23 protein-coding genes, 1 tRNA gene and 4 pseudogenes are annotated in these 24,211 nt (G+C 68.9%); 7 read left to right on the plus strand and 21 right to left on the minus strand.

What is annotated here, in order from left to right; genetic code table 11:
* Positions 1 to 87: 87 nt before the first annotated feature.
* From trbJ to trbB, 5 genes are read right to left on the minus strand one after another with little or no spacing between them, the layout of a single operon-like run.
* A complete protein-coding gene (trbJ, locus tag V6M51_RS18620) occupies positions 88 to 822 on the minus strand; it encodes a P-type conjugative transfer protein TrbJ (protein ID WP_332769571.1) in 735 nt (244 codons plus the stop codon).
* Positions 819 to 3,266 (minus strand): conjugal transfer protein TrbE, encoded by a 2,448-nt coding sequence (trbE, locus tag V6M51_RS18625; RefSeq protein ID WP_332769573.1) that lies wholly within the window; start codon positions 3,264 to 3,266, stop codon positions 819 to 821. Before trbE ends, trbJ begins: the two co-directional genes overlap by 4 nt.
* Before the next feature lie 5 nt (positions 3,267 to 3,271).
* Positions 3,272 to 3,541, minus strand: a complete 270-nt coding sequence (locus V6M51_RS18630; protein WP_332769575.1) for a VirB3 family type IV secretion system protein — start codon at positions 3,539 to 3,541, stop codon at positions 3,272 to 3,274.
* Entirely contained in the window at positions 3,541 to 3,858 is a 318-nt protein-coding gene (locus V6M51_RS18635; protein WP_332769577.1) for a TrbC/VirB2 family protein, read from the minus strand. Before V6M51_RS18635 ends, V6M51_RS18630 begins: the two co-directional genes overlap by 1 nt.
* Positions 3,855 to 4,787, minus strand: coding sequence for a P-type conjugative transfer ATPase TrbB (gene trbB / locus V6M51_RS18640; RefSeq protein ID WP_332769611.1), 933 nt, complete (start codon positions 4,785 to 4,787; stop codon positions 3,855 to 3,857). Before trbB ends, V6M51_RS18635 begins: the two co-directional genes overlap by 4 nt.
* Before the next feature lie 331 nt (positions 4,788 to 5,118).
* On the opposite strand from trbB, the pseudogene V6M51_RS18645 reads away from it, so the two are divergent.
* From V6M51_RS18645 to V6M51_RS18660, 4 genes and pseudogenes are all read left to right on the plus strand, one after another.
* A pseudogene (locus tag V6M51_RS18645) lies at positions 5,119 to 6,132 on the plus strand (transposase); the annotation flags it as partial.
* A pseudogene (locus tag V6M51_RS18650) lies at positions 6,050 to 6,826 on the plus strand (amidase family protein); the annotation flags it as partial. The pseudogenes V6M51_RS18645 and V6M51_RS18650, both read left to right, overlap by 83 nt.
* A gap of 208 nt (positions 6,827 to 7,034) precedes the next feature.
* Positions 7,035 to 7,301, plus strand: coding sequence for a hypothetical protein (locus V6M51_RS18655; protein WP_332769579.1), 267 nt, complete (start codon positions 7,035 to 7,037; stop codon positions 7,299 to 7,301).
* A 378-nt stretch (positions 7,302 to 7,679) separates the two neighbouring features.
* A complete protein-coding gene (locus tag V6M51_RS18660; protein ID WP_332769581.1) occupies positions 7,680 to 8,120 on the plus strand; it encodes a RidA family protein in 441 nt (146 codons plus the stop codon).
* A 267-nt stretch (positions 8,121 to 8,387) separates the two neighbouring features.
* Here the strand turns inward: V6M51_RS18660 and V6M51_RS18665 are convergent, their stop codons facing one another.
* Complete coding sequence (locus V6M51_RS18665) at positions 8,388 to 9,653, minus strand: hypothetical protein (RefSeq protein WP_332769583.1); 1,266 nt, start codon at positions 9,651 to 9,653, stop codon at positions 8,388 to 8,390.
* Positions 9,654 to 9,888: 235 nt separating this feature from the next.
* Between V6M51_RS18665 and V6M51_RS18670 the strand changes: the two genes are divergently transcribed.
* Positions 9,889 to 10,599 (plus strand): alpha/beta fold hydrolase, encoded by a 711-nt coding sequence (locus V6M51_RS18670; protein WP_332769584.1) that lies wholly within the window; start codon positions 9,889 to 9,891, stop codon positions 10,597 to 10,599.
* Between the two features lie 163 nt (positions 10,600 to 10,762).
* Here the strand turns inward: V6M51_RS18670 and V6M51_RS18675 are convergent.
* From V6M51_RS18675 to V6M51_RS18730, 12 genes and pseudogenes are all read right to left on the minus strand, one after another.
* Positions 10,763 to 10,847: transfer RNA gene (locus tag V6M51_RS18675), tRNA-Leu, on the minus strand.
* A 479-nt stretch (positions 10,848 to 11,326) separates the two neighbouring features.
* A pseudogene (locus V6M51_RS23940) lies at positions 11,327 to 11,434 on the minus strand (GMP synthase (glutamine-hydrolyzing)); the annotation flags it as partial.
* A gap of 43 nt (positions 11,435 to 11,477) precedes the next feature.
* Positions 11,478 to 11,888: a hypothetical protein gene (locus V6M51_RS18685; protein WP_332769613.1), complete on the minus strand. Its 411-nt coding sequence runs from the start codon at positions 11,886 to 11,888 to the stop codon at positions 11,478 to 11,480.
* Between the two features lie 484 nt (positions 11,889 to 12,372).
* Positions 12,373 to 12,780, minus strand: a complete 408-nt coding sequence (locus V6M51_RS18690) for a CopG family transcriptional regulator (RefSeq protein WP_332769586.1) — start codon at positions 12,778 to 12,780, stop codon at positions 12,373 to 12,375.
* On the minus strand, positions 12,777 to 14,741 hold the full coding sequence (locus V6M51_RS18695; protein WP_332769588.1) for a conjugal transfer protein TraG: 1,965 nt from the start codon (positions 14,739 to 14,741) through the stop codon (positions 12,777 to 12,779). The genes V6M51_RS18690 and V6M51_RS18695 overlap by 4 nt, the downstream gene beginning before the upstream one ends.
* Before the next feature lie 10 nt (positions 14,742 to 14,751).
* The gene (locus tag V6M51_RS18700; protein ID WP_332769590.1) at positions 14,752 to 16,461 is read right to left on the minus strand and encodes a relaxase/mobilization nuclease domain-containing protein; all 1,710 of its coding nucleotides are present in this window, start codon (positions 16,459 to 16,461) and stop codon (positions 14,752 to 14,754) included.
* 247 nt (positions 16,462 to 16,708) lie between these two features.
* Positions 16,709 to 17,335 carry a lytic transglycosylase domain-containing protein gene (locus V6M51_RS18705; RefSeq protein WP_332769592.1) on the minus strand — a complete coding sequence of 209 codons (627 nt, stop codon included), beginning with the start codon at positions 17,333 to 17,335 and terminating at the stop codon, positions 16,709 to 16,711.
* 145 nt (positions 17,336 to 17,480) lie between these two features.
* Positions 17,481 to 18,005, minus strand: a complete 525-nt coding sequence (locus tag V6M51_RS18710; protein ID WP_332769594.1) for a S26 family signal peptidase — start codon at positions 18,003 to 18,005, stop codon at positions 17,481 to 17,483.
* Positions 18,002 to 18,490 carry a DUF2840 domain-containing protein gene (locus V6M51_RS18715; RefSeq protein ID WP_332769596.1) on the minus strand — a complete coding sequence of 163 codons (489 nt, stop codon included), beginning with the start codon at positions 18,488 to 18,490 and terminating at the stop codon, positions 18,002 to 18,004. The genes V6M51_RS18710 and V6M51_RS18715 overlap by 4 nt, the downstream gene beginning before the upstream one ends.
* Positions 18,491 to 18,495: 5 nt before the next feature.
* Positions 18,496 to 18,768 (minus strand): helix-turn-helix transcriptional regulator, encoded by a 273-nt coding sequence (locus V6M51_RS18720; RefSeq protein WP_332769598.1) that lies wholly within the window; start codon positions 18,766 to 18,768, stop codon positions 18,496 to 18,498.
* Positions 18,769 to 18,936: 168 nt separating this feature from the next.
* Positions 18,937 to 19,845: an ArdC family protein gene (locus tag V6M51_RS18725; RefSeq protein ID WP_332769600.1), complete on the minus strand. Its 909-nt coding sequence runs from the start codon at positions 19,843 to 19,845 to the stop codon at positions 18,937 to 18,939.
* A 70-nt stretch (positions 19,846 to 19,915) separates the two neighbouring features.
* On the minus strand, positions 19,916 to 20,227 hold the full coding sequence (locus tag V6M51_RS18730; RefSeq protein ID WP_332769602.1) for a DUF736 domain-containing protein: 312 nt from the start codon (positions 20,225 to 20,227) through the stop codon (positions 19,916 to 19,918).
* 468 nt (positions 20,228 to 20,695) lie between these two features.
* On the opposite strand from V6M51_RS18730, the gene V6M51_RS18735 reads away from it, so the two are divergent.
* Positions 20,696 to 21,088 (plus strand): hypothetical protein, encoded by a 393-nt coding sequence (locus V6M51_RS18735; protein ID WP_332769604.1) that lies wholly within the window; start codon positions 20,696 to 20,698, stop codon positions 21,086 to 21,088.
* A gap of 54 nt (positions 21,089 to 21,142) precedes the next feature.
* Here the strand turns inward: V6M51_RS18735 and V6M51_RS18740 are convergent, their stop codons facing one another.
* Positions 21,143 to 23,119, minus strand: a complete 1,977-nt coding sequence (locus tag V6M51_RS18740) for a ParB/RepB/Spo0J family partition protein (protein WP_332769606.1) — start codon at positions 23,117 to 23,119, stop codon at positions 21,143 to 21,145.
* Positions 23,120 to 23,457: 338 nt separating this feature from the next.
* On the opposite strand from V6M51_RS18740, the pseudogene V6M51_RS23945 reads away from it, so the two are divergent.
* A pseudogene (locus V6M51_RS23945) lies at positions 23,458 to 23,565 on the plus strand (hypothetical protein); the annotation flags it as partial.
* A gap of 113 nt (positions 23,566 to 23,678) precedes the next feature.
* On the opposite strand, the gene V6M51_RS18745 reads toward V6M51_RS23945, so the two are convergent.
* Both V6M51_RS18745 and V6M51_RS18750 read right to left on the minus strand, forming a co-directional pair.
* Positions 23,679 to 23,900, minus strand: coding sequence for a GDCCVxC domain-containing (seleno)protein (locus tag V6M51_RS18745; protein WP_332769608.1), 222 nt, complete (start codon positions 23,898 to 23,900; stop codon positions 23,679 to 23,681).
* Positions 23,897 to 24,211: MFS transporter permease (locus tag V6M51_RS18750; protein ID WP_332769610.1), on the minus strand; the 315-nt coding region annotated here is incomplete at its 5' end. The genes V6M51_RS18750 and V6M51_RS18745, both read right to left, overlap by 4 nt.

Below are 24,211 nucleotides of genomic sequence, written 5' to 3' on the forward strand. Positions count from 1 at the left end.
TTCCAGGGTCGCGGCTCGGCGGTTTTCCGCATCCTGACAGAGCGACCAGTACGGCGATGGCCAAAGGACCCGTGTTCTGACAGGACGTCACCGGAACATCCTCACCGGCTGCGGTTGGTGTCCCTCTCCTCGGCTCATGAAACGCCGGAACTGCTCCTGAGCCTGCTCGCGGCCGGCGGCGCGCTCGGCCTGTTCAAGCGCGCTCGCGCGGCCCTGGGCCGCCATCATCGCCGTCAAGTCAGCGAGCTGCTGGGACTGCAGCGCCAGCAGTTGATTGCCCGCCTGGGTCGCCTGGACGATGCCGGTGGCGCCCTGGCTGGCCGTCACCAGCGCGCGGCTCTCGGCCTGGGCCGACGCCATGCCGGTGACGACGCCCGCCTGAACGTTAAGGGCGTCGCGGAAGGCGGCCGCCGAATTGGTCCAGCGCTTCCGCGCCGACGCCACCAGGGCGAGATCCGAGGCCGTGGCGTCCAGGGTGTAGTGCTTGCCGAACTCGCTCTCGATCGCCTTGACGTCGTAGGCGATCTGCTGAGCTTGTTTCATCAAGCCACTGATCCGAGACAGATTTCCCTGGATCGTCTGCAGTGAGGAATAGGGCAGTTGGGCCAGGTTGCGGGCCTGGTTGGTCAGGCTGGTCGCCTGGTTCTGCAGGGCGCGGATCTGGTTGTTGATCTGGTCCAGCGCCCGGGCCGCCTGCAGGACATTGGAAGCGTAGTTGGTGGGGTCGTAGACCGTGAGCTGCGCGCCGGCCGGGGTCGCGACCAACAGGCTGAGCGCCGCTGTCGCGGCCAGCAGGCGAAAGCGGTGTCCTGACGTCTTCATCTCGCAATCTCCAGGGAGGCATGAGGTTGGGGTTCCGCCACCAGGTCGGCGGCCCATGGCAATCCGCGGTGGCGAAGCCAGGCCGAGGCGAAGCCACTGGCCCCGTGCCGCTCGACAAGGTCGGCGATGACGAGTTGATCGGCCTTGGCGGAGGCCGCGCAAAAGGCCAACGCCACGTCCCCGAGGCCCAGCTCGAAGAGGCGGTTTCCGCGCCGCGACTGGCAGTAGTAGTCGCGCTTGGGGACGGCCTGGCTGAGGATCTCGATCTGGCGTGTGTTCAGCCCGAAGCGGGCGTAGGCCGCCGCGATCTGCGGTTCTTGGGCGCGGTCGTTGGGCAGGAAGACCCGCGTCGGACAGCTCTCGATGATCGAGGCGGCGATGGCGCTGCCCTCGATATCGGCCAGCGACTGGGTGGCGAACACCACCGAGGCGTTCTTCTTGCGCAGGGTCTTCAGCCATTCGCGCAGCTGGGCGCCAAAGGTGGGATCGTCCAGCGCCAGCCAGCCTTCGTCGACGATCACCAGGGTCGGCCGGCCGTCGAGCCGCGAGGCGATGCGGTGGAAGAGATAGGCGAGCACCGCCGGCGCGGCAGACGTCCCGACCAGGCCCTCGGTCTCGAAGACGCTCACCGAGGCGACCCCGAGGTGCTCATGGTCGCCGTCCAGCATCCGACCCCAGGGCCCCGCCAGGGTGAAGGGCGCCAGCGCCTGCTTCAAGAGCGTCGACTGCAGCAGGGCCGCAAGCCCGCTCAAGGTGCGCTCGCCGGCCGGCGCCGAGGCGAGATTGCTCAGCGCCGACCAGACGTGCTCCTTCGCCTCGGGCGATAGCGGCACGCCTTCGCGCGCCAGCAGGCCCGCCACCCACTCGGCCGCCCAGGCGCGTTCGCCATGCTCATTGACCTGTTCCAAGGGCTGCAGGCTGACCGAGGCGACGGTCTGGTCGGCGAGGGGCGCGCCGAGATCATGGAAGTCGCCGCCCATGGCCAGGGCCGCGGCCCGGATCGACCCGCCGAAGTCAAAGGCGAAGACCTGGGCGCCGGGGTAGCGCCGGAACTGCAGGGCCATCAAGGCCAGCAGCACGCTCTTGCCGGCCCCCGTCGGCCCCACCACGACGGTGTGGCCCACATCGCCCACATGGGTGGAGAACCGGAACGGAGTCGCGCCCTCGGTCTTGGCCAGCAGCAACGGCGGTCCCCCGAGGTGCTCGTTGCGGCTAGGCCCCGCCCAGACCGCCGACAGTGGGATCATATGGGCGAGATTGAGGGTGGAGATCGGCGGCCTGCGAACATTGGCGTAGGCGTGACCGGGCAAGCCACCCAGCCAAGCTTCCACGGCGTTGACGGTCTCCACCGTGCAGACGAAGTCGCGGCCCTGGATCGCCTTCTCCGCCTGCCGAAGCTTGGCGTCGGCGACCGCGGCGCTGGCGTCCCAGACGCAGAGCGTGGCCGTGACATAGGCGTGGCCGATCAAGTCCGCGCCGAGCTCCTGCAGCGCCGCGTCGGCGTCGAGCGCCTTGTTCTGCGCGTCGCTATCGCCCAAGGCCGAGGCCTCGTTGGTCATCACCTCCTTGAGGATCGCCATGATCGACTTTCGCTTGGCGAACCACTGACGGCGGATCCGGGCCAGCACCTTGGCGGCGTCCACCTTGTCCAGGCAGATGGCCCGGGTCGACCAGCGATAGGGGAAGGCCAGGCGGTTGAGGTCGTCGAGCAGGCCAGGCCAAGTCGCCGCCGGAAACCCGCTGATGGTGAGGACCCGCAGGTGGCTGGACCCCAGCCGCGGCTCGAGCCCTCCGACCAAGGGCTGGTCGGCCAGCAGCACATCCAGCTGCATCGGCGTCTCCGGCACGGTGACGCCATGGCGCGAGGTGGAGATGGTCGAGTGCAGGAAGGCCAGCGTCTCGGCGTCCGAGAGCCAGGCCGCCTGCGGCAGCACCCCTTCGAACAGGGCGAGAATCCGGTCGGTGCGGTCCTCGAAGCTGCGCAGGCTTTCACGCCAGTCCACGCCGCCAGACTGCCGCCCCTCATAGAGCCAGCCCTCCAAACGGGCGCCCTGCTCGGCGGGCGGAAGGTAGACGAAGGTCAGGAAGTATCGGCTCTCGAAATGGACCCCGTGGGCTTCGAACTGCGCGCGCCGCTCCTCGTCCACCAGGCCCGAGACCGGGTCCGGGAAGTCGCTTTCGGGATAGGTCTCGGCGCCGTCCCGCTGCGCCTCGACGAAAACCGCCCAGCCCGAGCCGAGCCGGCGCAGAGTGTTGTTCAAGCGACCGGCGACCGCCATCAGCTCCGCGTCGGTCGCAGAGTCGAGGTCCGGGCCACGGAAGCGCGCCGTCCGCTGAAAGGCGCCGTCCTTGTTCAGGACCAGCCCCTGCCCTACCAGCGCCGCCCAAGGCAGGAAGTCGGCGAGGTGGGCGTTGCGGCGGCGGTACTCCCGAAGATCGAACATGGCGTTCAAACCTCCAGATGGGTCGGGATGCGGACGTGGCGCCGCACCACCTCGACGAAGAACGGATCGCGCTTGGCCGCCCAGACCGCCAGCAGGTGGCCGACAAGCCAGATCACCAGGCCTGCCAGCCAGAGCCGCAAGCCCAGGCCCAGGGCTCCGGCGAGCGTGCCATTGAGGATCGCCAGCGATCGCGGCGCGCCGGCCAGCAGCACGGGCTCGGTCAGCGCCCGGTGGACCGGCGCCTCGAAGCCTTGAGGGGATTGCGTCTCGCCCATCAGATCAGCGCCCCGCCGCCGAACGAGAAGAACGACAGGAAGAAGCTCGATGCGGCGAAGGCGATCGAGAGGCCGAAGACGATCTGGATGAGCCTGCGAAAGCCGCCGGAGTTGTCGCCGAAGGCCAGGGTCAGGCCGGTGACGATGATGACGATCACCGCGACGATCTTGGCGACCGGTCCTTCGATGGACTGCAGGATCTGCTGCAGCGGCGCCTCCCAGGGCATGGAGGAACCGGCGGCATAGGCCGGCCCGGAAACCAGGACGCTCGCCGCGGCGACGCCGACGGCGGTCCATCGCGAGAACCGCGTGATCATGGGTTGTCTCCTTGGGGGATGGGGTTCGAGGACAGGCGGTAGTCGCCCGACGGCGTGAGGCCGCCGACGGTGGCGAGTTCGGTCAGCCGGCGCTCATCGCCCCGGCCCGACAGCACGGCGATCACGTCGATGGTCTCGGCGATCAGCGCCCTTGGCGCGACCGCGACGACCTCGAGGACGAGTTGTTCGAGACGGCGCAGGGCGCCCATGGCCGAGCCGGCATGGATGGTTCCGATCCCGCCGGGATGGCCGGTGCCCCACGCCTTCAACAGGTCCAAGGCCTCCCCGCCCCGCACCTCGCCGATCGGAATCCGATCCGGGCGCAGGCGGAGGGAAGACCGGACGAGATCGGTCAGTGAGGCGACGCCGTCCTTGGTGCGCAGCGATACGAGGTTCGGCGCGGCGCACTGAAGCTCGCGGGTGTCCTCGATCAGCACCACCCGGTCACTCGTCTTCGCCACTTCGGCAAGCAGGGCGTTAGCCAGGGTCGTCTTGCCGGTGGAGGTTCCCCCGGCGACCAGGATGTTGCGCCTCTCCGCGACTGCGACCTGTAGGGCCAAGGTCTGGGCCGAGGTCATCACGCCGGCGGCCGCGTAGTCGTCGAGGGTGAAGATGGCGACGGCGGGTTTGCGGATCGAGAAGGTCGGAGCCGACACGACAGGCGGCAGGAGGCCTTCGAACCGCTCGCCCGTCTCCGGAAGCTCGGCCGAGATCCTTGGCGCGCCGGCATGGACCTCAACGCCGACGTGATGGGCGACCAGCCGGATGATCCGCTCGCCGTCGGGCGCCAAGAGACGTTGGCCGCTATCGGCGAGCCCGCTTCCTAGCCGATCGATCCAGAGTCTGCCGTCCGGGTTGAGCATGATCTCGGCGACACTGGCGTCATCCAGCCAAGCGGCGATCTTCGCGCCCATGGCTGTCCGCAGCATGCGTGCGCTGCGCACGAGGACTTGGCTGCTGGTCGGTGCGATCTGCACTGTCGGCTCCGCTGTCGCTGAAGCGCGACGAGACGGCGACTAGTGAGCGACGGAAGATCCCAGACTCAAGGGTGCTTGGGGTGTCGTAGTAGCTTAGCGGCCAATGACTTGTATCCGGCGGACCGGGCCAGGTGGGGGCTATTGGGCGCCTCCCTGAATCCTTGAGACTTCGACCCAAATTGAGGCCTTCAGCTCTGCGCCGATACTGTTGATTTAGTCGGCTATTGATCGGCGCCTGGTGGCGTGATTCCCTTGTCGTTGTTGGCTTTGGGAGGCCATGGCGATGATGGGGAGGCAAGACGCTCCGCCGCAGTTGTTCTACGATTTCCGCCTCGATGATCACGTGCCGGCAGACCACCTGCTGCGGCGGATCGATCGGTTCCTGGACCTGGAGCCGGTGCGTGAGCAGCTCCCCCCCTTCTACTGTTCGATCGGCCGCCCCTCGATCGATCCTGAGCTGATGATGCGGATGCTGATCGTGGGCTACGCCATGGGCATCCGCTCCGAGCGGCGGCTGTGTGAGGAGGTGCATCTAAACCTCGCCTATCGCTGGTTCTGCCGGCTTGGGCTGGACGGCAAGGTCCCGGATCATTCGACGTTCTCGCGCAACCGCCATGGCCGCTTCCGCCGGAGCGACATCCTGCGGCGGCTGTTCGAGAGCGTGGTCGAGCGCTGCCTGGCCGAGGGCCTGGTGGGCGGCGAGGGCTTCGCTGTCGACGCCAGCCTGATCGCCGCCGACGCTAACAAGCAGCGGTCGGTTCCGGGTTCAGATTGGCGGCCGCCGGAAGACCCCCGCGTCGCGGTCCGGGAGTATCTGGAGCGGCTGGACGACGCCGCCTTCGGTGCGGCCAGCGAGACCACGCCGAAGTTCATCTCGCCGTCCGATCCAGCCGCCCAGTGGACCGGCGCCCACAAGGACCACGCCTTCTTCGCCTACGCCGCAAACTACCCGATCGACACCGAGCACGCCGTCATCGTCGATGTGGAGGCCACCCGCGCCATCCGCCAGGCCGAGGTCGGCGCCTCGCGCACCATGCTCGATCGCACCGCCGAGCGCTTCGGGCTCAAGCCCGACCACCTCGCCGCCGACAGCGCCTACGGCTCGGCCGCAAACCTCGCCTGGCTGGTCCACCAGCGTCAGATCTCCCCGCACATCCCGGTCTTCGACAAGTCCCAGCGCACCGACGGGACCTTCTCCAGATCGGACTTCGCCTTCGACCCGGAGCGCGATCTTTACACCTGTCCTGAGGGCAAGACCTTGCTGCTCTTCCGTCGGTCCTTCGCCACACCCCGCCCCGCCCGCAGAGGCCGTGAAGGTGCTCGGCGGGGGCGTCCGGGGCCTGCGGATCGGGGTGGATCGCGATTACGCGCTGGCTCGCACCGACGCAGGACCGGCCCGGGCCATCGAGGCGGCGCTGAAAGTGCTGGAACGCCAGGGCGCGGTGATCACGCCGGTGCGCATGCCCGACCTCTCTGACCTCGTGCCGACCTGGGCGGCGATCTGCGGCGCGGAAATCGCGGCCGCCCATGCCGCGACCTACCCGTCCCGCGCGGCCGAGTACGGACCCTATCTTCGCGAGTTCCCGGCCATGGGCGCCTTGGTCAGCCCGCAAGCGCTGACCGCGGCGCGTCGCCGGCGCGCCGAGATCACCGCCCAACTGGACGCCCTGCTTGACACGGTGGATGCCATGGCCGGACCTGCGGGCGGCGACCCGGCCTGGCCGATCACCCACGCGCTTCAGACCGGCCCGCTGCCGGCCTACCACCAGGCGTGGGGCGAGGCCCAGCCGCGCAGCGCCGAGTTCACCATGCCGATGGACCTCGCCGGCGTGCCCGCCATCTGCCTACCATGCGGAGTCTCGGCGGACGGCCTGCCCTACAGTATCCAGTTCACGGGCCGCCGCCTCGGCGAGGCCCTGCTGTGTCGGCTGGCCTATGCCTACGAACAGGCGACGGACTGGCACAATCGTCATCCGCAGGTGCAGGCCTAGAAGCGCCAGCACTCGACATCCTAACATTCAAGCTCGGCGTGCCGCTGAAGGCCCGCTCCGGGACGCCCGTAGGGAGGAGACCATCTGGGCATGTTCGAATACGTTGTTGTCCTGACGGGAGTCGTGATCGGGCTCGCACTTACTCACCTGATGCAGGGCGTTGCCCGACTAATCGAACATCCCGGCCGCATGCGCATCTGGTGGGTGCATGCACCTGGGCTGGGTCGCCTACATGTTCGTCAACGCCGTGTTCTGGTGGTGGTGGGAATTCCGGCTACGGTTGATCACCACCTGGTCGTTCCCGCTCTACGCCTTTGTGCTCGCCAATGCCTTCCAGATCTATCTGATCTGCGCGGTGTTCTTCCCCAGCGACATCGCGCCATTCCGAGGCTTCAAAGAGTATTTCATGGCCCGAAGGCGCTGGTTCTTCGGGATGCTGCTCGCATGGTTGGCGACCGACCTGTTCGATACCTAGGCGAAGGGTTCGGCCTATTTCGCCTCGCTTGGGCTCGAATATCCGATCGCTCAGACTTGCCTTGCGCTGCTTTGCGTTGTGGGCCTGTTGAGCCCGCGCGAATGGGTCGAGGCCGCGGTCTTGCTGCTCATCGCCGGCTATCAGGCGTCGCGGATCGTTCGCTTCTATGATGTCGCCAGATAGGACAGGCGGAGAAGCCTTGGCCGGCGCCGTTGCGCGCCAAGTCGTAGCTGACGCTCCCGCGGGTGGTGGAGAGCCGTCCGCAGCATCAGTTGCGGACCTTCATCGAGTGGCGTTATTTCAGTGACCAGGCCTCGCATTTGCAGCCTGAACTGGACAGTATGCCGCGCGCTGTCGTCGATCCTCGGGGGACCATCCATGACGCTGAGAGCCATCATCCTAGCCGCGGGTCTGACGCTCGCGCCGTTGGCCGCCTCGGCGGGCGACACGGCCGTGACCCACTTCCCGGCCTCACCCCTGCAGGATGGGAGCCCTGCTCCCTACAGCGCGGCCGTGAAGGCCGGGGAGACGGTCTACGTCGCAGGGATAACCGATAGGGGCGGCGCCACCCCGACCGAGTCCGCACGACGCGTGATGGACAACTTCAAGGGCTTAGTGGAGGCCGCAGGCCTTACCATGGACGAGCTGGTGTCGGTGCAAGTCTTCTCCAGCAACCTCGCCGACTACGAGGCCTTCAACGCCGTCTATCGGACCTACTTCAAAGGCCCGATGCCCGCCCGCGCCTACCTGGGCGTGAATCAACTGCTGGGGAACGCCCGGTTCGAAGTGACGGGGATCGCCGTGCGCAGGGCGAAGTAGCGGCGCGGCTCGCAGACCACCGACTAGCAGTCATGGAGGCCGTCTTACAGCCAAGCCAAAGCGCCGAGGCGGCGACCAAATTCGGCTCCGCGTCTCCTAGAGCCTGCTTCCTCGGGCAACCTCACCGTGGCGCGGAATAGCTCAGGCCCCGGTTCGAATGCCTACGGTTCAGAGCGATGATCCCCCGCTCGCTCCAGCTTTTCGCAAGCAGCCATCGCCGCGCCGAGAAGACGAATCGCCGCGCCAGGCTCAGGCGGCGCGCGGACGTTAGCGCGAGAAGACGACCCCGTGCGGGACCGCCGCCCCTGTCCATCCGTGTGGCCACGAACGCGGCTCGAAGGAGAAGCCCAGCTTTCCCGACTTGTCCTTGAACGCTTGGTCGAGCGCGACCTGTCCCGTTTCACGATCCAGCTTCAGCAGGTAGAATCGCGTGTCGCCGGGCGGGTAGCCAGTGAGCGCCAGCCTGCCCGTGCGGGCATCCCAGCCCGTCCAGTGCGCATTGAGCGTGTCGCTGACGCTCAAGCGGGAGACCTCGACCGGCCGGTCAGGGCGACGGATGTCCAGCACGACCACCCCATGAATGTTCGGAACGGATTGGATCAGGTAGTTGTCGACGATCGTCGGGACGCCGCAGCCGCCTCCGGGAAACTGATGCACCAGCTTGGCTTGGGGGCGATCGGTGTCGAGGCCGGTGATGCGCTGAAGTCCGCAGCTCAGCGTCTGGACCAGGACCGAGCCGTCCGGCGCCACCCGCGGCTCCTCCGGATCGGTGTGGCCGACCAGCTGGGGCCCGGGATCGAATTGATGTGTCGACAGAAGCTTCAGGTCCGACAGGCGCCAGACCTGATACGTCGATCCGTCGCGATCGACCGAACGCATGGACGAGTTGGTCGACACCACCCGGTCGATCGCCGGCAGAACGGCCAGGCCGTATTGCATCAGGACCGCGTGCGGGAATGCCGGATCCTTGGCGCTCGCCGCCCGGACAAGCGTTCCATCGACCCCCAGTTCCACCAACCCGCCCACGCGGTGGCCATCGGCTGAGTGGCCCGCGCCGTGGCTTTCGCTGTGCATGAATGTCGCCAGGACGTTGCCGTTGGGCAACCGGGCGAAGGAGTGGGGCGAAGAGAACCCCGCGACGTCACGAAAGCTCATCGCCACCTTCGGCTGCTCCGGAATGCGGAGGTCGAACAGGAAGGATCGGCCGGCGTTGTGATCGTTCGCGAACAGCATGCCGCCTTCCGGCATGACGTACTCGGTGTGGTGGGCGTTCATCGAGACCTGGTCCGTCGCAACGGCGGTGACCAGCCGCCCATAGGCGGGCGACGCCGGGTCGGCATCGATCACAGCCAAGAAATCGACGCCCGGTCGCCCCTCGCCGTCGTGGCCGGTCGCGCTGGTCCAGACGAAGGCGTAGTGCGCGTTGGCGCCGCGGGCCGGAGCTTGCGCGAGCGCGCCACCGCCAGCAAGCAGGACCGCCGCGAGGGCGACGCAGACGGCCCTTAGTCCGCTTGAAATGGTTCCCTTCCGCAAGATCGATCCCCCAGCGCAGGACGGGGCCCTACCCCGTTCGCTGCGCCTGAAGCGACGCTGTGAGGGCGGGCTGGGACCGTCAAGCCGCATTCGTTTACACCGCCCTTCAATCGCCCAATTGCGGATCTGCTCAATGTCCGAGATGAGCTGTGTTTCCGGTAGATCGCCGCCAACAAGCTTGGCGGCATGCGGCATACCCGTGTTAGCCTGTCGGCCCGGTGGGGGGAGCTGGCGAATGGCGACTTTCGTATTGGTCACGGGAGCATGGCACGGCAGCTGGTGCTGGAAGCGGGTGCGCGATGCGCTGACCGCCCAGGGACACGCCGTCTTCACCCCGACTCTGACCGGCTTGTGCGAGCGGCGTCACCTGCTGTCGCGGGATGTCGGCCTTCATACGCACATCGACGATGTCGCCAACCTGATGCGCTGGGAGGAACTGACGGACGTTGTCTTGGTGGGTCACTCCTATGGGGGCTGCGTGATCAGCGGTGTCGCGGATCGGATGAGCGAGAAGATCGCGGCGCTGGTCTACCTGGACGCCTTCGTGCTGGAGAACGGTCAGTCCCTGCACGACACCCTGCCGGCGGAACATCGCCAGGCCCAGTTGGAGGCCGCCGCGGCGCTCGGCGACGGCTGGCGCGTGCCGCCGATCCCGGCGGCGGTGTTCAACGTCAATGCCGCTGACCGGGCCTGGGTCGACGCCCAATGCACCGATCAGCCACTGGCCAGCTTCCAGCAGAAGCTGCACCTGGACCACAGCGCTCCCACTGTAGGGTCGATCCACTACATCTATGCGGCGGGCTGGGAAGGGACGCCGTTCTCCGGCTTCTACGAGAGCGCCAAGGCGCGAGGCTGGTCGACGCGGGAGATCGCCTGCGGCCATGACATCATGCTCGACCGGCCGGAGGAACTCACAGCGGCGCTATTGCAGGCGGCTGCTCGCTGAGAGAGCCAAAGTTCTGCGTCCCATCCCCGCCGGAAGTTCGCAACGTCCGCTGCTGGGCAGATGACCGTCCGTTCAGACGTGCTTCCGGACCACCGCTCATGTTCTCTTCGTCGGGCCGCGCCGCTCGACGCGACCTGGCGCCGCCGTTCGGCGTCGCCGAGCCTGGTGCGGACGGAGGGACTCGAACTCCCCCGCCGTAAAGCGTTCGGACCTAAACCGAGTGCGTGTACCAATTCCGCCACGCCCGCACAGAGCGCCTGATATAGCCGTGCGTCTTCGGCAGGCCAACCTCGCCCACTCGATGGTCAATCGACCCCTTAACTCCCTGATTGTTAAATCAAATCGCCGCACGATCGTACAATTGCCGGTAACGACGCTTTCAAAGCGTCGGCTTCTTGATTTTTTAAGGGGAGTTTTCGACCTCAACTTTTCGTGCTCCTCAGCATCTACCAAGGATGATCGCCCGGCCCGGCCTCGGGGAGCTCCTGGGCATTGCGACGAGCCAACGCCCCGACGCGGGAAACACCTCGTCCCCATCACAACTCTCGTGGCCTCCAGCCGCGCCCGATTTTGGGTAGTGAAGATGGCGTCTCCACATGACCGCCAAATCGAAAAGCCGACACGTTTCGATCTCTCAGACGCCCCGGATGATCCGACGCACCGAACTGCGGCGCATTGCGCCCCTGGCCGACAGCACCATACGACCTGGAACGGAGCGGCCACTCCGCTCGCCCATCACCCCGACGGTGCGGACCGGGAGCAGCACTGCGAAGGCCTGCCAGATCGCATCGTAGAGGCTGGCGTTGCGGATCTCCTCCAGATAGACGACGTTGGCTTGCGCAGGATGTCGCAGCGCTCCCGTGTCGCCTCGATCAAAATCAGCCGACGACGTGCCGTCCGAGGAAGGCCCAGAAGGCCACCGCGAGCGACAGGTACACCGCGACGACGATCTGAAACCTGTGGCTCCTAATCCACATGGCGAGCAGCGCCAACGCGGGCAGTTGCACGATGAAGAGCGGGTAAAGGAAGGGCGAGAACAGCTTGCCAAACTGAGCGGCTTGAACCGCGTCCAACACGGCCGACAAGGTCAGGAGCAGCAAGAACGGACGCCGGTGCGACTCGAACGTGTTGTCGGCGTCGTCGACCGGCGGAAACAACGCGACGCACATGCCGAAAAAGGCCACGCTCTGCGCCACCAGAACGAAGAACTGTTCGAACGTCCACGTCTCGACGTCGCTGAAGATGAACAAGCCCCACCACGACACCAGCATAACCTGGAACGTCAGCACGGCGTAGGCGATCTGCAGAAATTCGAGGCGCTTTCGATAGAATTGCTGAATCGCGTTCGTGAACAGATGGGCGATGCCCAGACCGTATAGGATCGATGCGAAGACCGAGGCGAACTCGAACTGGGTCAGGCCGGTCTCCTCGCCTTATCGATGCTCTGACGCGAACGTTCTCGAGCGGACACTAGAAACCGCCGTGGATCAACTCTTAAGCAGAGCGCAGTAATCAAAGATGACGCGGCGTCCGCCATACTCCCACACGATTATGCCGTCGACTGCGCCTTTGGCGTGGCCGACCGAGCGTTGCCGTAACGGGGACGTCCATCCACACTCGCGGCATGGGGCCATGGCCGACAATTCCCGATGACGTTGTGCGAGGAGCGGACCTTCTGAGCTTCGCCTTCGAGTCAGGACTTCACGTTGAGGGCCGCGCTAGGCGCTCTGCCGCACAGCAGACCTTCCGAACGTCGCTAGGAGCCCACAGCGGTCATGGGAGATTTTCAGAAATCTCCCGCATGAAGCTCGCGCCCTTCGCCAGCCTCCGGCCCAACGCACTGACAAACCCGTCGTAGCGTTCCTGCCCCTTGGCGCGCGCCGCGGCTTGCTGGGCGTCGGGGATCTGCGGTGTCGTGGTCAGCCAAAACCGGACGAACAGGGCCAACATCTCGATCGAGATGCCGAGGTTGCGCTGCAGGCGCTCGACGGTGCGCGTGTGCTGGTCCAGCCGCCGTGTGATCGCCGCCTCCTGTCGCTCGGCGGCGTCCGGCGCCAGGAAGGACGCGATCGCAGCTTCCGCGACCAAGGACTTGGACTTGCCGCGCTGATCGGCGAAGGCCTCGAGCTCTCGAAGCAGCTTCGGCTCGAGATAGACCGACAGCCTCGATTTCGCGCTCACAGCTCGACTCCGTCGTCGGGATCGAGCGCCGCCTGTCGGGCCACGCCGCGAAAGCGCCGCTGGAGTTCGCGCGCCCCCTGGTCCTCGTCGCCGGTCTCCGGCTCGTCCAGGAAGTCGAACTCCCGCTGGGCGGACGCCGCCGGCTCGACCACGTCCTCCAACAGGGGTTCAGGCTCCCGACGCAGGCCGCCCTCCCCGCTCGGCCCCGAACCGAAATGCTCCGTCTCGCGCGCAGGTTCGAGCGGCGGCCGGCCAGACCAGTCGTCGGGGGGCGACGGGCCGGGGGCCGAACCAGCGGCGGCGCCGACCCGCGCTTGCAGACGCGGGTCCTTGAAGTAGCGGACCTTCCGCGCCCGGATCGGCGGAGTTCCGGAGAGCAGCACCAGTTCCTCCCCGGCCGGAAGCTGCATCACCTCGCCGGGCGTCAGCAGCGGTCGGGCCGTCTCCTGGCGCGAGACCATCAGATGGCCCAGCCAGGGCGACAGGCGATGGCCCGCATAGTTCTTCATCGCCCGCAGTTCGGTGGCGGTGCCGAGCGCGTCGGAGACCCGTTTGGCGGTGCGCTCGTCGTTGGTCGCGAAACAGACCCGGACGTGGCAGTTGTCGAGGATGGCGTTGTTGGGGCCGTAGGCCTTCTCGATCTGGTTGAGCGACTGGGCGATCAACACCGCCTTCAGCCCGTAGCCGGCCATGAAGGCCAGCGCGCTCTCGAAGAAATCGAGGCGGCCCAGCGCCGGGAACTCGTCGAGCATCAGCAACAGCCGGTGACGCTTGGCCCGTGCGCCCAGGTCCTCGGTCAGCCGCCGGCCGATCTGATTGAGCAGCAGCCGCACGAGCGGCTTGGTCCGGCTGATGTCGGACGGCGGCACCACCAGGTAGAGGCTGGCGGGCGCCGCGCCCTCCACCAGGTCGCTGATCCGCCAATCGCAGCGCCGGGTCACCTGGGCCACCACAGGATCGCGGTAGAGACCGAGGAAGGACATGGCCGTGGAGAGCACGCCGGAGCGCTCGTTCTCGCTCTTGTTCAGCAGCTCCCGGGCGGCCGAAGCCACGACCGGGTGGGGCCGATCGCCCAGGTGCGGGGTGGTCAGCATCGCGCGCAGGCTCCGCTCTATCGGCCGCCCGGGATCGGAGAGGAAGGCCGCCACACCGGCCAAGGTCTTGTCCTGACCGGCATAGAGGACGTGGAGGATCGCCCCCACCAGCAGGGAATGGCTGGTCTTCTCCCAGTGCGAGCGCCGCTCGAGCGCGCCCTCCGGATCCACCAGGATGTCGGCGATGTTCTGGACGTCGCGCACCTCCCGCTCGCCGCGGCGGACCTCCAGCAGCGGATTGTAGGCCGCGCTTTCCGGGTTGGTGGGATCGAACAACAGCACCCGGCCGACGCGGGCGCGGCAGGCCGAGGTCAGGGTCCAGTTCTCGCCCTTGATGTCGTGGACGATCACCGAGCCCGGCCAGGTGAGCAGGCTCGGGACCACCAGGCCGACGCCCTTGCCGCTTCGGGTCGGCGCGAAGCACAGGACGTGCTCCGGGCCGTCGTGGCGCAGATAGTCGCCGCGGAATTCGCCGAGCATCACGCCGCGGTCGCCCATCAGGCCCGCCCGGCGCACCTCCCGGGGCCTCGCCCAACGGGCCGATCCGTAGGTGGTGACGTTGCGCGCCTCCCGGGCCCGCCAGATCGACATCGCCAAGGCCACGAGGATCGCGATCATCGCCCCGGAGACGGCGACGGCCGCGCCCTCCAGGAAGATTTCCGGCGCATAGGCGTCGAAGGCGAACCACCACCAGAAGAAGGCCGGCGGCGGATAGATCGGCCATCCCTCGATCACCAGCCAGGGCGCGCCGAGTTGCGGCTGGAACCCGAGCCGGAACGCGGTCCACTGGGTGGCGGCCCAGACCGCCGCCAGCACCAGGGCGAAGACCACCCCGAGCTGCCCCCACATCACCTTGGTGCCGGACATGACGGTCTCCTCATCGCTCGGGGCCGCGCTGGCGACCCGGGGTCCAATCCACACCGCCGTTGGGCGTCATGAGCCCCTCCACCTGACGCCCGCGCTGTCGCTCGAGGTCGGCGCGCCAGGGGACGAGCGCAAATCCGAGGCTCCCCTCGATCACCGCGAACCGTCCCGAGGCCAGGTCCAGCCGCCGCCGGTAGAGGCCGGAGACGGTGTCGCCCTCCCCCGGGCGTACAGGATCGAGGCCCGTTTCGGCCACGACCCGCGATATGGCCTCCGCGAGCTCCCGCGCCCGCAAGGTCTCGAGCAGGCCGCTGGCGAAGCTCACCCGCTGGCCCACGCGCCGGGCCAGCCCCTCGCCGATCAGGTGCTCGGTGCGCTTGGCCATGGCCTGCTCGACCTCGGCCCCGAACCCGCCCTGACCGGTCTCCACGGGCGCGCGGCCGACCAGCTGGCGATCAAGCCAAGTGGCGCCCGGCGCGCTTGTCTGCTCCTCGAGGGCGAGGTCCGAACGCACCGCCAGGATCCGTCGGCCGCGATCGCCCACCGCGCGGACCTCGACGACGGCGCCCAGCGGCGCATCCGAGGCGTCGGCCAGGTCTTGCAGACGGACGTGATGGGTTCGCCCGTCGGCGCCATCGACCACGGCGTAGGCGCTGGCCTTGAGTTCGTCGTCGAGGCCCCGCCCCACCAAGCGGCCGACCACGGGCTGTTCGCCGTCGACCACGAAGCGCGTGGCGTCGGCGGCGATCCCCTGGCCGGTGAGCGCGCGGTGCATGCGCGCGATGACGTCGCCGCGCTGGCCGAGCGCGCGCAGGACCGGCTCGGCGTCGGGCGCCAGCCGCCAGCGACCGGGCCGGACCTCTTGGGCCAGCCCCATCCGCTCCAGTCGGCGCAGGCGGGCTTGCCGCGGGACATGGTCTGCGGTGGGCCGGTCTCTCGCCGGGGGACGCATGTCGATCAGACCGTCAGGGTCGCGGGCCAACCGCGCCGAGCGACGGTCGAGATCGGTCCAGCGATCAGCCTTCACCTGCTGGTCGAGCCGGCGGCGAATCTCCAGGTCGCTGCGCGGACCAAGCTCAAGGGTCGCCAGCTCGCGGGCCCGGGCCCGCAGGCCCTCGGCGATGTAGTCGCGAGAGATCACCAGGTCGGCCCCGGCCTCGTCGCGCCCCCGGACGATGACGTGCACATGCGGCTGGCCGGTGTTCCAGTGGTCGACCGCCACCCAGTCCAGGCGTGTCCCCAGGTCGCGCTCGGCCTGACGCATCAGGTCGCGGGTGAAGGCCCGCAGATCGGAAAGCTGTTCGGCGTCCTCGGGCGAGACGATAAACCGGAAATGATGGCGGTCATCGGCGGTCGTCTCGGCGAACGCCGCGGCGTCGGCCATGTCCCGCTCGGCGGCGAACATCTGGCCGCGCTCGCCGTCCAGGGTCACGCCCTCCCGCTGCAGATATTTCAGGTGCAGCGACAGCGGCGCGCGGCCCTTCGTCTGCCGCACCACCCGGGCCTTGATCACCACCTGCCGGGCGCGGGCGCCGAGCCCGCGGCTGGCGGCCAGGCCCGAGGCGCGGCCTCGGCCGAACACGCTCTTGCGGCTCGGCGCGCTCCCGTGCAATCCGCCCGCGCGCTGGGCGGCGGCCAGGGCCTCGCCGACGAAGGACTTCGGCCCGCCCGCGCCCCGGCTGCGGATCCGCCCGGGCCGAAGCTCGAACTCGTCCTGGGTCATGACCGGCGCGCCTGGCGCGAGGTGCGGCGATCCCAAGGCGCACGGGCGTTCCAGCGCGTCCGCAGCCTGGACGCTGCTTTCGCACATCGCGACAGATGATTGTTATTTCTTGACTTCTTCACCCCCGACCATCGCCGCACATCGCGGCTTTTATCTTGCCATCGCACCCTCGCTTGGAGAGAGACCTGCCCGCTCGCCGCCGATCGCGCGATGGCGTGCGACGGCGAGCCTCCGGATTCGCAAAGGCTCATGGCCTCATCTCCCGAGCGGTGAGCGTGACGAAGAGCGATGGCGCCCCGACCCCCGGGTCCCGCGCGGGGTCCAAGCGCACGAACACCGAGGGCGGGGTTGGGCGCGCCGACGGCGGCGCGGCGGCGATGGGCCCGACGACCTCAGTGATGGCCGGCGCCAGGGCGGCCACATATCGGCGGGTCTCCAGGGGCAGCGGCCGGCCGTGGTCGAGATGCTGGGCATAGCGTTTGGGGCCGGCGTTGTAGGCGGCGAGGAACCCCGGCGCGCCGAAGCGGTCGTACATCTCCCGCAGGTAGGCCGCGCCGGCCAGGATGTTGTCGCGGGGATGGAACGGGTCGGCGCCCAACCCGTAGCGAAGCCGCAGCTCCGCATAGGTCTTCGGCATGACCTGCATGAGACCCATGGCCCCGGCGGACGACACGGCCGCCGCATCCAACCCGCTCTCGGCGCGCATGACCGCCGTGATCCACCGCGGGGGCAAGGCGAACCTGGCGGCGGCTTCCGCCACCAGTTCACCGCGGTCGGCTGGAGCTGTTTGCGCGCGTGCGAGGTCGCCGGCCGCGGTGAGGGCGCTGGTCAGGATAACCATCCCGAGCCAACGCCAGCCTGCCGGCGGGCTCACGGCCCTCCAGAGCAAGGCGCTGACGCGCTGGCCTGCCGACCGCCCTGGACCGCCGCTCCGCGCGCCGGCCCTGCGGAGCTTGGTCGGAACGAAGGCGCGGCCATCCCTAGTTCGGTCGAACAAAGGCGCAGGGTCGAAGTGAAGGTCAGGCGCCATCAGCCGAGACCTTCGAGAGCCAGAGCGGCGTCACGCGGCCCACGACCGCGTCGCGCTTCAGCGGGCCGAAATAGCGTCCGTCGAGCGATCCGGCGGCGGTGTTGAGGAGGAAGACATCACCTTGGCCAAGCCGTCGGCATCCGCGCCAGCTCGGCAGCGGGCGGCCCTGCCGGTCGGCGAGGCTGGCGCGGGCCGCAAGCGCGCCGTCGATGGTGACCTGCGCCTCGCGCCGGCAGACCATGCTGGGCGCGAGCGCCGCGACACGCTTGATGAGCAACACGCCTGGCGGCAGGGCGTTGCGCTGGGCGAGCCAGGCGGCGAGAGGCTCGGGCGGCCGGACCGCGACGAGGTCGCCGGCGTGGAGCGCCTGCGATGGGCGCAGCCGATAGAGACCTTCGGGCGCACTGGCCGTGGTGTTCCAGATCAGGCTGGGCGGACCGCCCATGAGGCGGGGCGCGCCGAGCGCGACCAGGCCCAGGAGGCCGAACGCTGCGATGATGGGGCGGCGGGTCATGCGTCGAGCGCCCGCCGCAGCCGCCAGGCGCGATGGCGCGCCAGGGTATAGGCCCACGCATGGCTGCGACCGCTGAGACGATTGTGGACATGGCGCCAGTGGTCCGGCGCGGCGAGGGCGGGATCGAGGCCCAGCGCCTCCACCGCGTCTATGGCCGCCAGCGCCTGGCGCACGCGCGGCCAGCCGGCGACCCGCAGCAGTGAGTCACCGCCGGAAACCACGCCAGGCACGGTCGAACAGGGCCAGCCCGGCCCGACGGCGCGCAGGACGTCGAGCCGGGAGGCGCCGGTCCCGATCTCATTGACGATCCAGCGGACGAAGGCGAAGACGGACCCCGGCGCGAAGCCGACCCGCCGCCGCCGCCGGTCGAGGACCTGGTCGGCGGCGATCTGACCGAAACGGATCCAGTGCTGGATCCGCGCCTCGACCCAGACCAGATCGACATAAGTCAGGTGCGACGGGCGTTCCCCGGCTGTCGGCGACATGGCGCTCAGCCGCGGTTCCAGGTGCCGGCCTCGCGCGGCCGGCGCGCCGGATGGACGACGCCCACCCCCGGTTCGCTGGTCGAGGTGCGCGCGCCCCGGTCGGCCCAGGTCTGCAGGTCGCCCACGGCATAGACCACGCGGCCGCCGATCTTCTTGTAGCTGGGGCCGGTTCCGTAGGTGCGATGCTTTTCGAGGGTCCGGCCCGAGAGGCCGAGGAAACGGGCGGCTTCTGGGGTGCGAAGCATGCGCGGCGGCATGGCGGGAGAGATGTCGGTCATCTGCGGGCTCCTGGGTTTCTGCTGGTCGCCGCGGCGATCTGCGGCGCGAACCCGGACAGCCTGTCGGAGCGCGAATCAGCCGGTGGATGGCGAAGACCGACGCTGGCTGTTTCGCCACCCGACCGAGCAGAGCCGGTCCGCGCCGCCGTACGGCGCGGACCGGCCAGGCTAGGGCTGGCTTCCCGTCGGCTGCAAGCCCTGCAGGAAGTCGGCCGCGCGCTGGGCGTGCGCCGCGGCGGTGAAGATGAAGCGCTTGTCGCCCTTCAGGACGCCCAGCCAGTGGTCGAGATAGGCCGCGTGGTCCTCGCGGGGGGTCAGCTCCAAGCCGAGATCGGCGCAAAGGAAGGCCGCGCCCAGCTCCGCCACCAGCTCCTCGCGGGCATAGCCCTCGTCGCCCCAACGCTTGCGGCCGAAGTCGCGGTCGAGGCGCGTGGGATGGCCCGTCCAATGGGTGCATTCGTGCGCCAGCGTCGCGTAGTAGCTCTCCGGATCGATGAAGCTCTCGAAGGGCGGCGACTGCACGTGGTCGGCGTGCAGAGCGTAATAGGCGCCGTCGCCGCCGTGGCGGATGTCGGCGCCGGTGGCGGCGAAGAAGGCCTCGGCGTGGGCGATCGGCTGGAGGGGATCGAGCTTGGGCGCGGCGAGGGCGTGGAAAGGCTCAGGCAGGCCGTCGATCTGCTCGACGTTGAACACCGTGTAGGCCTTCAGGAACGGGATCTCGCGCTCGACGTCGTGGCCCTCGCCGTCGGTCTCGGTGCGCTTCAGCCGGTTGGCGTAGACCACCGTGGAGCCCGTCTCGCCCTTGCGGACATGGGCGCCGAGCTCCAGCGCCTGGCGGAAGGTCATCCAGATCGGGGCGGACAAGCCGCGGGCTACGGCCTCCGACCAGAGCAGGATGACGTTGACGCCGCTGTAGGGCTGGCCGTTGTGACGGAGCGGCCGGCTGACGCGGCCGGCGAGGTGTTCGGCGGACCAGGGCTTGGTCCAGGTGCGCACGCCACGTTCGAGATCGGCGATGATGGCGTTGGTGACACGGGCGTAGAGGTCGGGACGTGTTTTGGGGTCGGGGCGCGACATGGCGGCCTCCTTGAGCGTTCGAATTGTGAGGAAGGACCGCCGCCCCGCGCGGCGGGGCGGCGGCGGGGCGTCAGTCGGCGGCGCGGCTGCGCGACCAGATCAGGGCGTAGCCTTCGTCGGCGTCGACCAGGGAGGCGTAGATCGGCGCGGGGAAGCTGGGGTCGTCCAGCTTGACGGAGAGGTAGTCGCGGTTTTCGCGGGACGTCTTCTTCCAGGCGGCCCCGAACTCGGTCGCGCCGGCGAAGATGCGGTAGTCCGGGGCCTTGTCGTTTTCCTTCTCCGAGGCGCGGAGTTGGGCCTGCTTGACGTTGAGGGTGAGGGTCTTGATGGCGCCGCTGTAGGAGCCGTCGGCTTGCTTGCTGAAGGTGCCGATGGTGGCCATGGGGAAGTCTCCTGTTGTCATCGGTCCGCGACCATCGCGGCCTCGATGGCGATCCCCAGGCCGAGGGGCGAGCGACCCCGCAGCCGGCACGGCCCGCAGCGTCAGTGAAGGACGGCGGCGGGCGGCTTGTTTGCCTCGCGAGGAATGGCGCGCGAAGCGCGGCAGGGGAAAGAAGCCGCCCGCCGCCGTTGCGGAGGGCGATCGGGGCCTCAGCCCGCACCCATCGGCCAGATCACGCCACGAGAGACCGCCTGGGCCGATCCGCGCGACGACGGCCGCGCGCCCTGGCCGCCTCGACGCCTTCAGCAAGACGATGGCTCCGCGGCGGCGCAGGCCCTCGTGCCTTTCAAGCCGCTTTCGCGACCTCTTCGGAAGCTGTGGACAAGGTCGCCCATGTGTCGGCCGCCACGGATTTCGGGACTCCCCAGGACGCCAAAGTTCTGCTTATGTTCCAAGACGGAGGCGCTCATGCAGGACCCCATCATCATCGACGGCGTGCCGTTTTTCGCCGTGTCGCACCACGACGGCCGCTTCATCCGCGCGCCCGGCCTCGCCGCCCTCGCCCGCCACGACGCGGACGGCGGCTATACGATCCTGCACTTCGAACTCTGCGAGGCGATCAACCGCGCCGCTGCGCCCGACCACCCCCGCTGGGCCTGGGCCCTCGGTCAGGGCCTCAACGCCTTGCTCGTCCATCTGGCCGAACACGAGGCGCGCCTGCCCGACGCCGCCCAGGTCGAACGCGCGCCGAAGGTCCGCTGGCATCCGCAAGCCCAGGCGCCGTTTGGCGAAGCCGAACGCGACGCCGAGCTCGCAGTGGAGACGAACACGGATCAACCGCGTGCGGGAACACGCGGCTGATCCGCAGGTGAGGGACGCGCGCCCGAAAGAGCGCGCGTCCTTCCGCTCACAACGTCACGCGGCGACCTCGACCGGCGCGGAGTTTTCGGCGTCCGGCGGCACGGCGGACGCCCTGCGCAGCAGCGGCGGCAGCCAATCGGTCCCGGCGATCAGGGGCTCGGCGGCCTCGACCATCTCGGTCTTGCGCAGGGTCTTGAGGCGCGCGGCGGCGTCTTCCCCAGCGGCCTCCGACACAGCCTCCAGCACCCGGCCCTTGGTGACGCGGCCGAGGTAGCTGCGCGCGGTCGCGGTCCAGTCTCGGGCCATGTCCAGCGACAGCCGCGTCGCCAGATCGTCGGCCTGGGCCTGGGCTTGCGGGCGGCGCGGGAAGGCCTGGACGGCGTCGGCGGTGAAGCCCACGCAGTGGGCGAACAGCGCCATGCGGCTGTCGGTGTCGAGCCCGAGCACGAAGGCCCAGACCGCCTCGGGTGCGACCGGAAGCTGACGCGCCCAGGCCTCGTGCCGCGCGTCGATGCGGCGACAAGCCGGAGCGTCCTCGATGCCGGGCGCGTCCTGGACGAGATACCGCGAGCCGGCGCGGATATCCAGGCAGGTGGCCACGGCGCCTGGATAGAAGACCCGCAAGGCCAAGGCGTGGACGACGCCGAGCAGGGCGATCTCTGGGTTCTCGGCCAGGGCGTCGCGCAGGCTCGCCGTCCGGTAGGCGCTCAGCTCGGCGACCAGCCGGTCGGAGAGCGGCGCCAGTTCGTCCTCCGGCGCGTCTTCCTCGACCGGCGGTTCGGGCTCGGCGGCGTCTCCCGGCGATGGGTCGGGCGCGTCTTGGCTCGGCTCGACGGCGTCGGGGTCGGGCTCGGGGGCCAGGTCCTCGGCGCGGACCAGGCCGCGTTCGACGCGCGGCGTCCCGTCGTGGTTCAGGATCACGAACACGCCGCCACGCGCCAGCTCGTCGGGGTCATAGGCGTAGCCGTCGCCCAAGGCCTCCAGGGCCGTGTCGATCTCCTTCAGCCGCGCCTCGATGTCCGGCGGCAGGTCTTCGACGTCGGCGTATTGTTCGGTCAGGGCGTCATACTCGGCGCAGATGGCGTCGATCAGCCCCTGCTGCTCGGGGGTGCGTTCGACCTTGTGCGGGTAGACGCGCGCCAGGCCGTGGCCTGAGGGATAGTCCAGGTGGGCTTCCGCCCACTTCCAGCCTTCGCGGTCGCGGACGTCGAGGGCCATCGCCGAGAGTTTTTCGTGGGCGAGCCGTTCCAGCAGCACGACATCTTCCAGCCAGCCGCCGCCGTCCTCCGTGAAGAGGTCGCGCAGGATCGCTCCACCCGCCTCGGCATAGGCTTCGATGCCGACGAAGACCGCGCGCCGGTCATGGGCTTCGACCTTGGCCTCGGTCATGGCCCGGCGGATGAAGTTGGCCGAGCGGTTGTAGGACAGGCTCTCGAAGACCTGCTCCTGGCGCTCGTGGTCCTCGCTGACCGCGAAGGCCATCAATTGGTCCAGGGTCAGGCCGTCCTCGCGATAGACGGCCATCAGCTTGGGACTGACCGCGCCCAACCGCAGGCGTTGGCGGACGATCTGGGCCGAGACCCCGAACCGGGCGCCGATCTCTTCGGCGCCGAGGCCTCGGCGCTCGGCCTGATCGCGGAAGGCCTCGAACTGGTCGGCGGGGTGCATGGCGGAGCGGGTGACGTTTTCGTCCAGGCTGATCTCCTGGGGATCGAACTCGGTGTCGACCGTGCAGAGCACCGGATGGGTTTTCTTGATCTGCTTGCGCTGCGCCAGGAGGCGAAGCGCCAACCGCCGTCCCTCCCCGATGGTGACCAGCCAGGAGCCGGTGAGCCCGCCCTCGGCGTCGCGCTCGGGCTCCACCACGGGCTTCTGCAGCATCTTCTTGGCGCCGATGCTGGCGGCCAAGGCCTCAATGGCGGCTTGGGCATGGGGGACCTTGCGCGCGTTCCTCGGCGACTTCTTGAGTTTATTGAGCGGGATTTCGATCTCGGCGCCCGAGACGATTTCGATATCGGTTTCGACGGTCATGACGACCTCCTTTGGGGTCAGGGTTGCAGGCGCAAGGCGCGCCTGCGGCCCTGCCCGTCGGCGAGACCGGGGGTAGCAGAGGCCAGGGCGAGCGGGCGGAGGGGGATCGCCCGGCCTGCACAAGCTCGCAATCGGGATGGCGCGCGGGCTGTGGCCGCGCGGAAGGTCGGGGACACCGCCCGCGCGGCGGCGCAGGCGCCGCTTCACCCTGGCCGGCGCGAGGGGCGGAGCCCCTTCCCTCTCCTTCTGAGGAAGCCTAGCGACGCCAAGGTCCGCCGCGCCGCAGGCGCGGCGCTTTCAAGTGTGAGACCTCTTCACCGGTTCACCGGGTCGAGCGCGCCGCCGTCGGCTATATCGCGCTCTCCGGCGTGGCGGTGCTCAACGGTCTGGTCATGGTCATCAGCGTCCAACGACGCCTCGACCAGGGCCCGCGGCTGGACGCGGCCACGCGTCGGTCGCCCTCGAGCGGCTGCGGTCGCCCGCGAGCTGCTCAGGGCCGAAGCTCCAGAGAACGGCCCATGGAGAGGCGATGACCGACGCCTCGTGACGTCGCGGCGTTTCAGCTACAGCAGGTCTTTCCCGCCTCCTGGACAGGCGGGCAGACGACATCGCCGTAGGAGCAGAACACGCAGCAGTCGCCGGCCTTCGGCTTCAGGACCGCCCCGCACCCACGACAATCGTAGAAATACTGGCAGGCGTCGGTCGGCATGGACTCGATCGCCCGATGGCCGCACTGCGGGCAGGTGAGAATCGACCTGCTCAAGATCGGCAGGGCGCTCATCCTCGCGCCGCCCGCAACAGGGTGAGGAGCCAGGGTTCGATCGCGGGCCGCCAGACGAGCGCCGCCAGAACCAGCGCCGTGGCCGCGTTCAACAGGCCCATGGTGAATTGCGATGGCGGCGGGCAGGTCCCGTCCTTCCAGCAGGCGCGTGCGCGCCGCCAGGTCAGCCACCAGCCGAGGCCGACGGCCGCTGCCGCCGCGAGGGTCAGCCAGGTCCGTTGGCCCGCGATCCAAGCTGTCGCGCCAAGGCCGAGGCCGGCCAGGGAGAGCGCCAGCGGCAGGACACAGCATGCGGCCCAGGCCAGGACCGC

Source organism: Phenylobacterium sp. (assembly GCF_036677185.1).
GTDB lineage: Bacteria > Pseudomonadota > Alphaproteobacteria > Caulobacterales > Caulobacteraceae > Phenylobacterium.

Excerpts from the sequence above, each read along its gene's own strand:
- trbJ (WP_332769571.1), bottom strand. The coding sequence starts at position 822 with ATGAAGACGTCAGGACACCGCTTTCGCCTGCTGGCCGCGACAGCGGCG.
- V6M51_RS18720 (WP_332769598.1), bottom strand. The coding sequence starts at position 18,768 with ATGACCGACATCTCTCCCGCCATGCCGCCGCGCATGCTTCGCACCCCA.
- V6M51_RS18670 (WP_332769584.1), top strand. The coding sequence starts at position 9,889 with ATGGCGACTTTCGTATTGGTCACGGGAGCATGGCACGGCAGCTGGTGC.
- V6M51_RS18735 (WP_332769604.1), top strand. The coding sequence starts at position 20,696 with ATGCAGGACCCCATCATCATCGACGGCGTGCCGTTTTTCGCCGTGTCG.
- V6M51_RS18635 (WP_332769577.1), bottom strand. The coding sequence starts at position 3,858 with ATGATCACGCGGTTCTCGCGATGGACCGCCGTCGGCGTCGCCGCGGCG.
- V6M51_RS18730 (WP_332769602.1), bottom strand. The coding sequence starts at position 20,227 with ATGGCCACCATCGGCACCTTCAGCAAGCAAGCCGACGGCTCCTACAGC.
- V6M51_RS18725 (WP_332769600.1), bottom strand. The coding sequence starts at position 19,845 with ATGTCGCGCCCCGACCCCAAAACACGTCCCGACCTCTACGCCCGTGTC.
- V6M51_RS18695 (WP_332769588.1), bottom strand. The coding sequence starts at position 14,741 with ATGTCCGGCACCAAGGTGATGTGGGGGCAGCTCGGGGTGGTCTTCGCC.
- V6M51_RS18715 (WP_332769596.1), bottom strand. The coding sequence starts at position 18,490 with ATGTCGCCGACAGCCGGGGAACGCCCGTCGCACCTGACTTATGTCGAT.
- V6M51_RS18700 (WP_332769590.1), bottom strand. The coding sequence starts at position 16,461 with ATGACCCAGGACGAGTTCGAGCTTCGGCCCGGGCGGATCCGCAGCCGG.
- V6M51_RS18740 (WP_332769606.1), bottom strand. The coding sequence starts at position 23,119 with ATGACCGTCGAAACCGATATCGAAATCGTCTCGGGCGCCGAGATCGAA.
- trbB (WP_332769611.1), bottom strand. The coding sequence starts at position 4,787 with ATGCTGCGGACAGCCATGGGCGCGAAGATCGCCGCTTGGCTGGATGAC.
- V6M51_RS18745 (WP_332769608.1), bottom strand. The coding sequence starts at position 23,900 with ATGAGCGCCCTGCCGATCTTGAGCAGGTCGATTCTCACCTGCCCGCAG.
- V6M51_RS18655 (WP_332769579.1), top strand. The coding sequence starts at position 7,035 with ATGCACCTGGGCTGGGTCGCCTACATGTTCGTCAACGCCGTGTTCTGG.
- trbE (WP_332769573.1), bottom strand. The coding sequence starts at position 3,266 with ATGTTCGATCTTCGGGAGTACCGCCGCCGCAACGCCCACCTCGCCGAC.
- V6M51_RS18660 (WP_332769581.1), top strand. The coding sequence starts at position 7,680 with ATGACGCTGAGAGCCATCATCCTAGCCGCGGGTCTGACGCTCGCGCCG.
- V6M51_RS18710 (WP_332769594.1), bottom strand. The coding sequence starts at position 18,005 with ATGACCCGCCGCCCCATCATCGCAGCGTTCGGCCTCCTGGGCCTGGTC.
- V6M51_RS18630 (WP_332769575.1), bottom strand. The coding sequence starts at position 3,541 with ATGGGCGAGACGCAATCCCCTCAAGGCTTCGAGGCGCCGGTCCACCGG.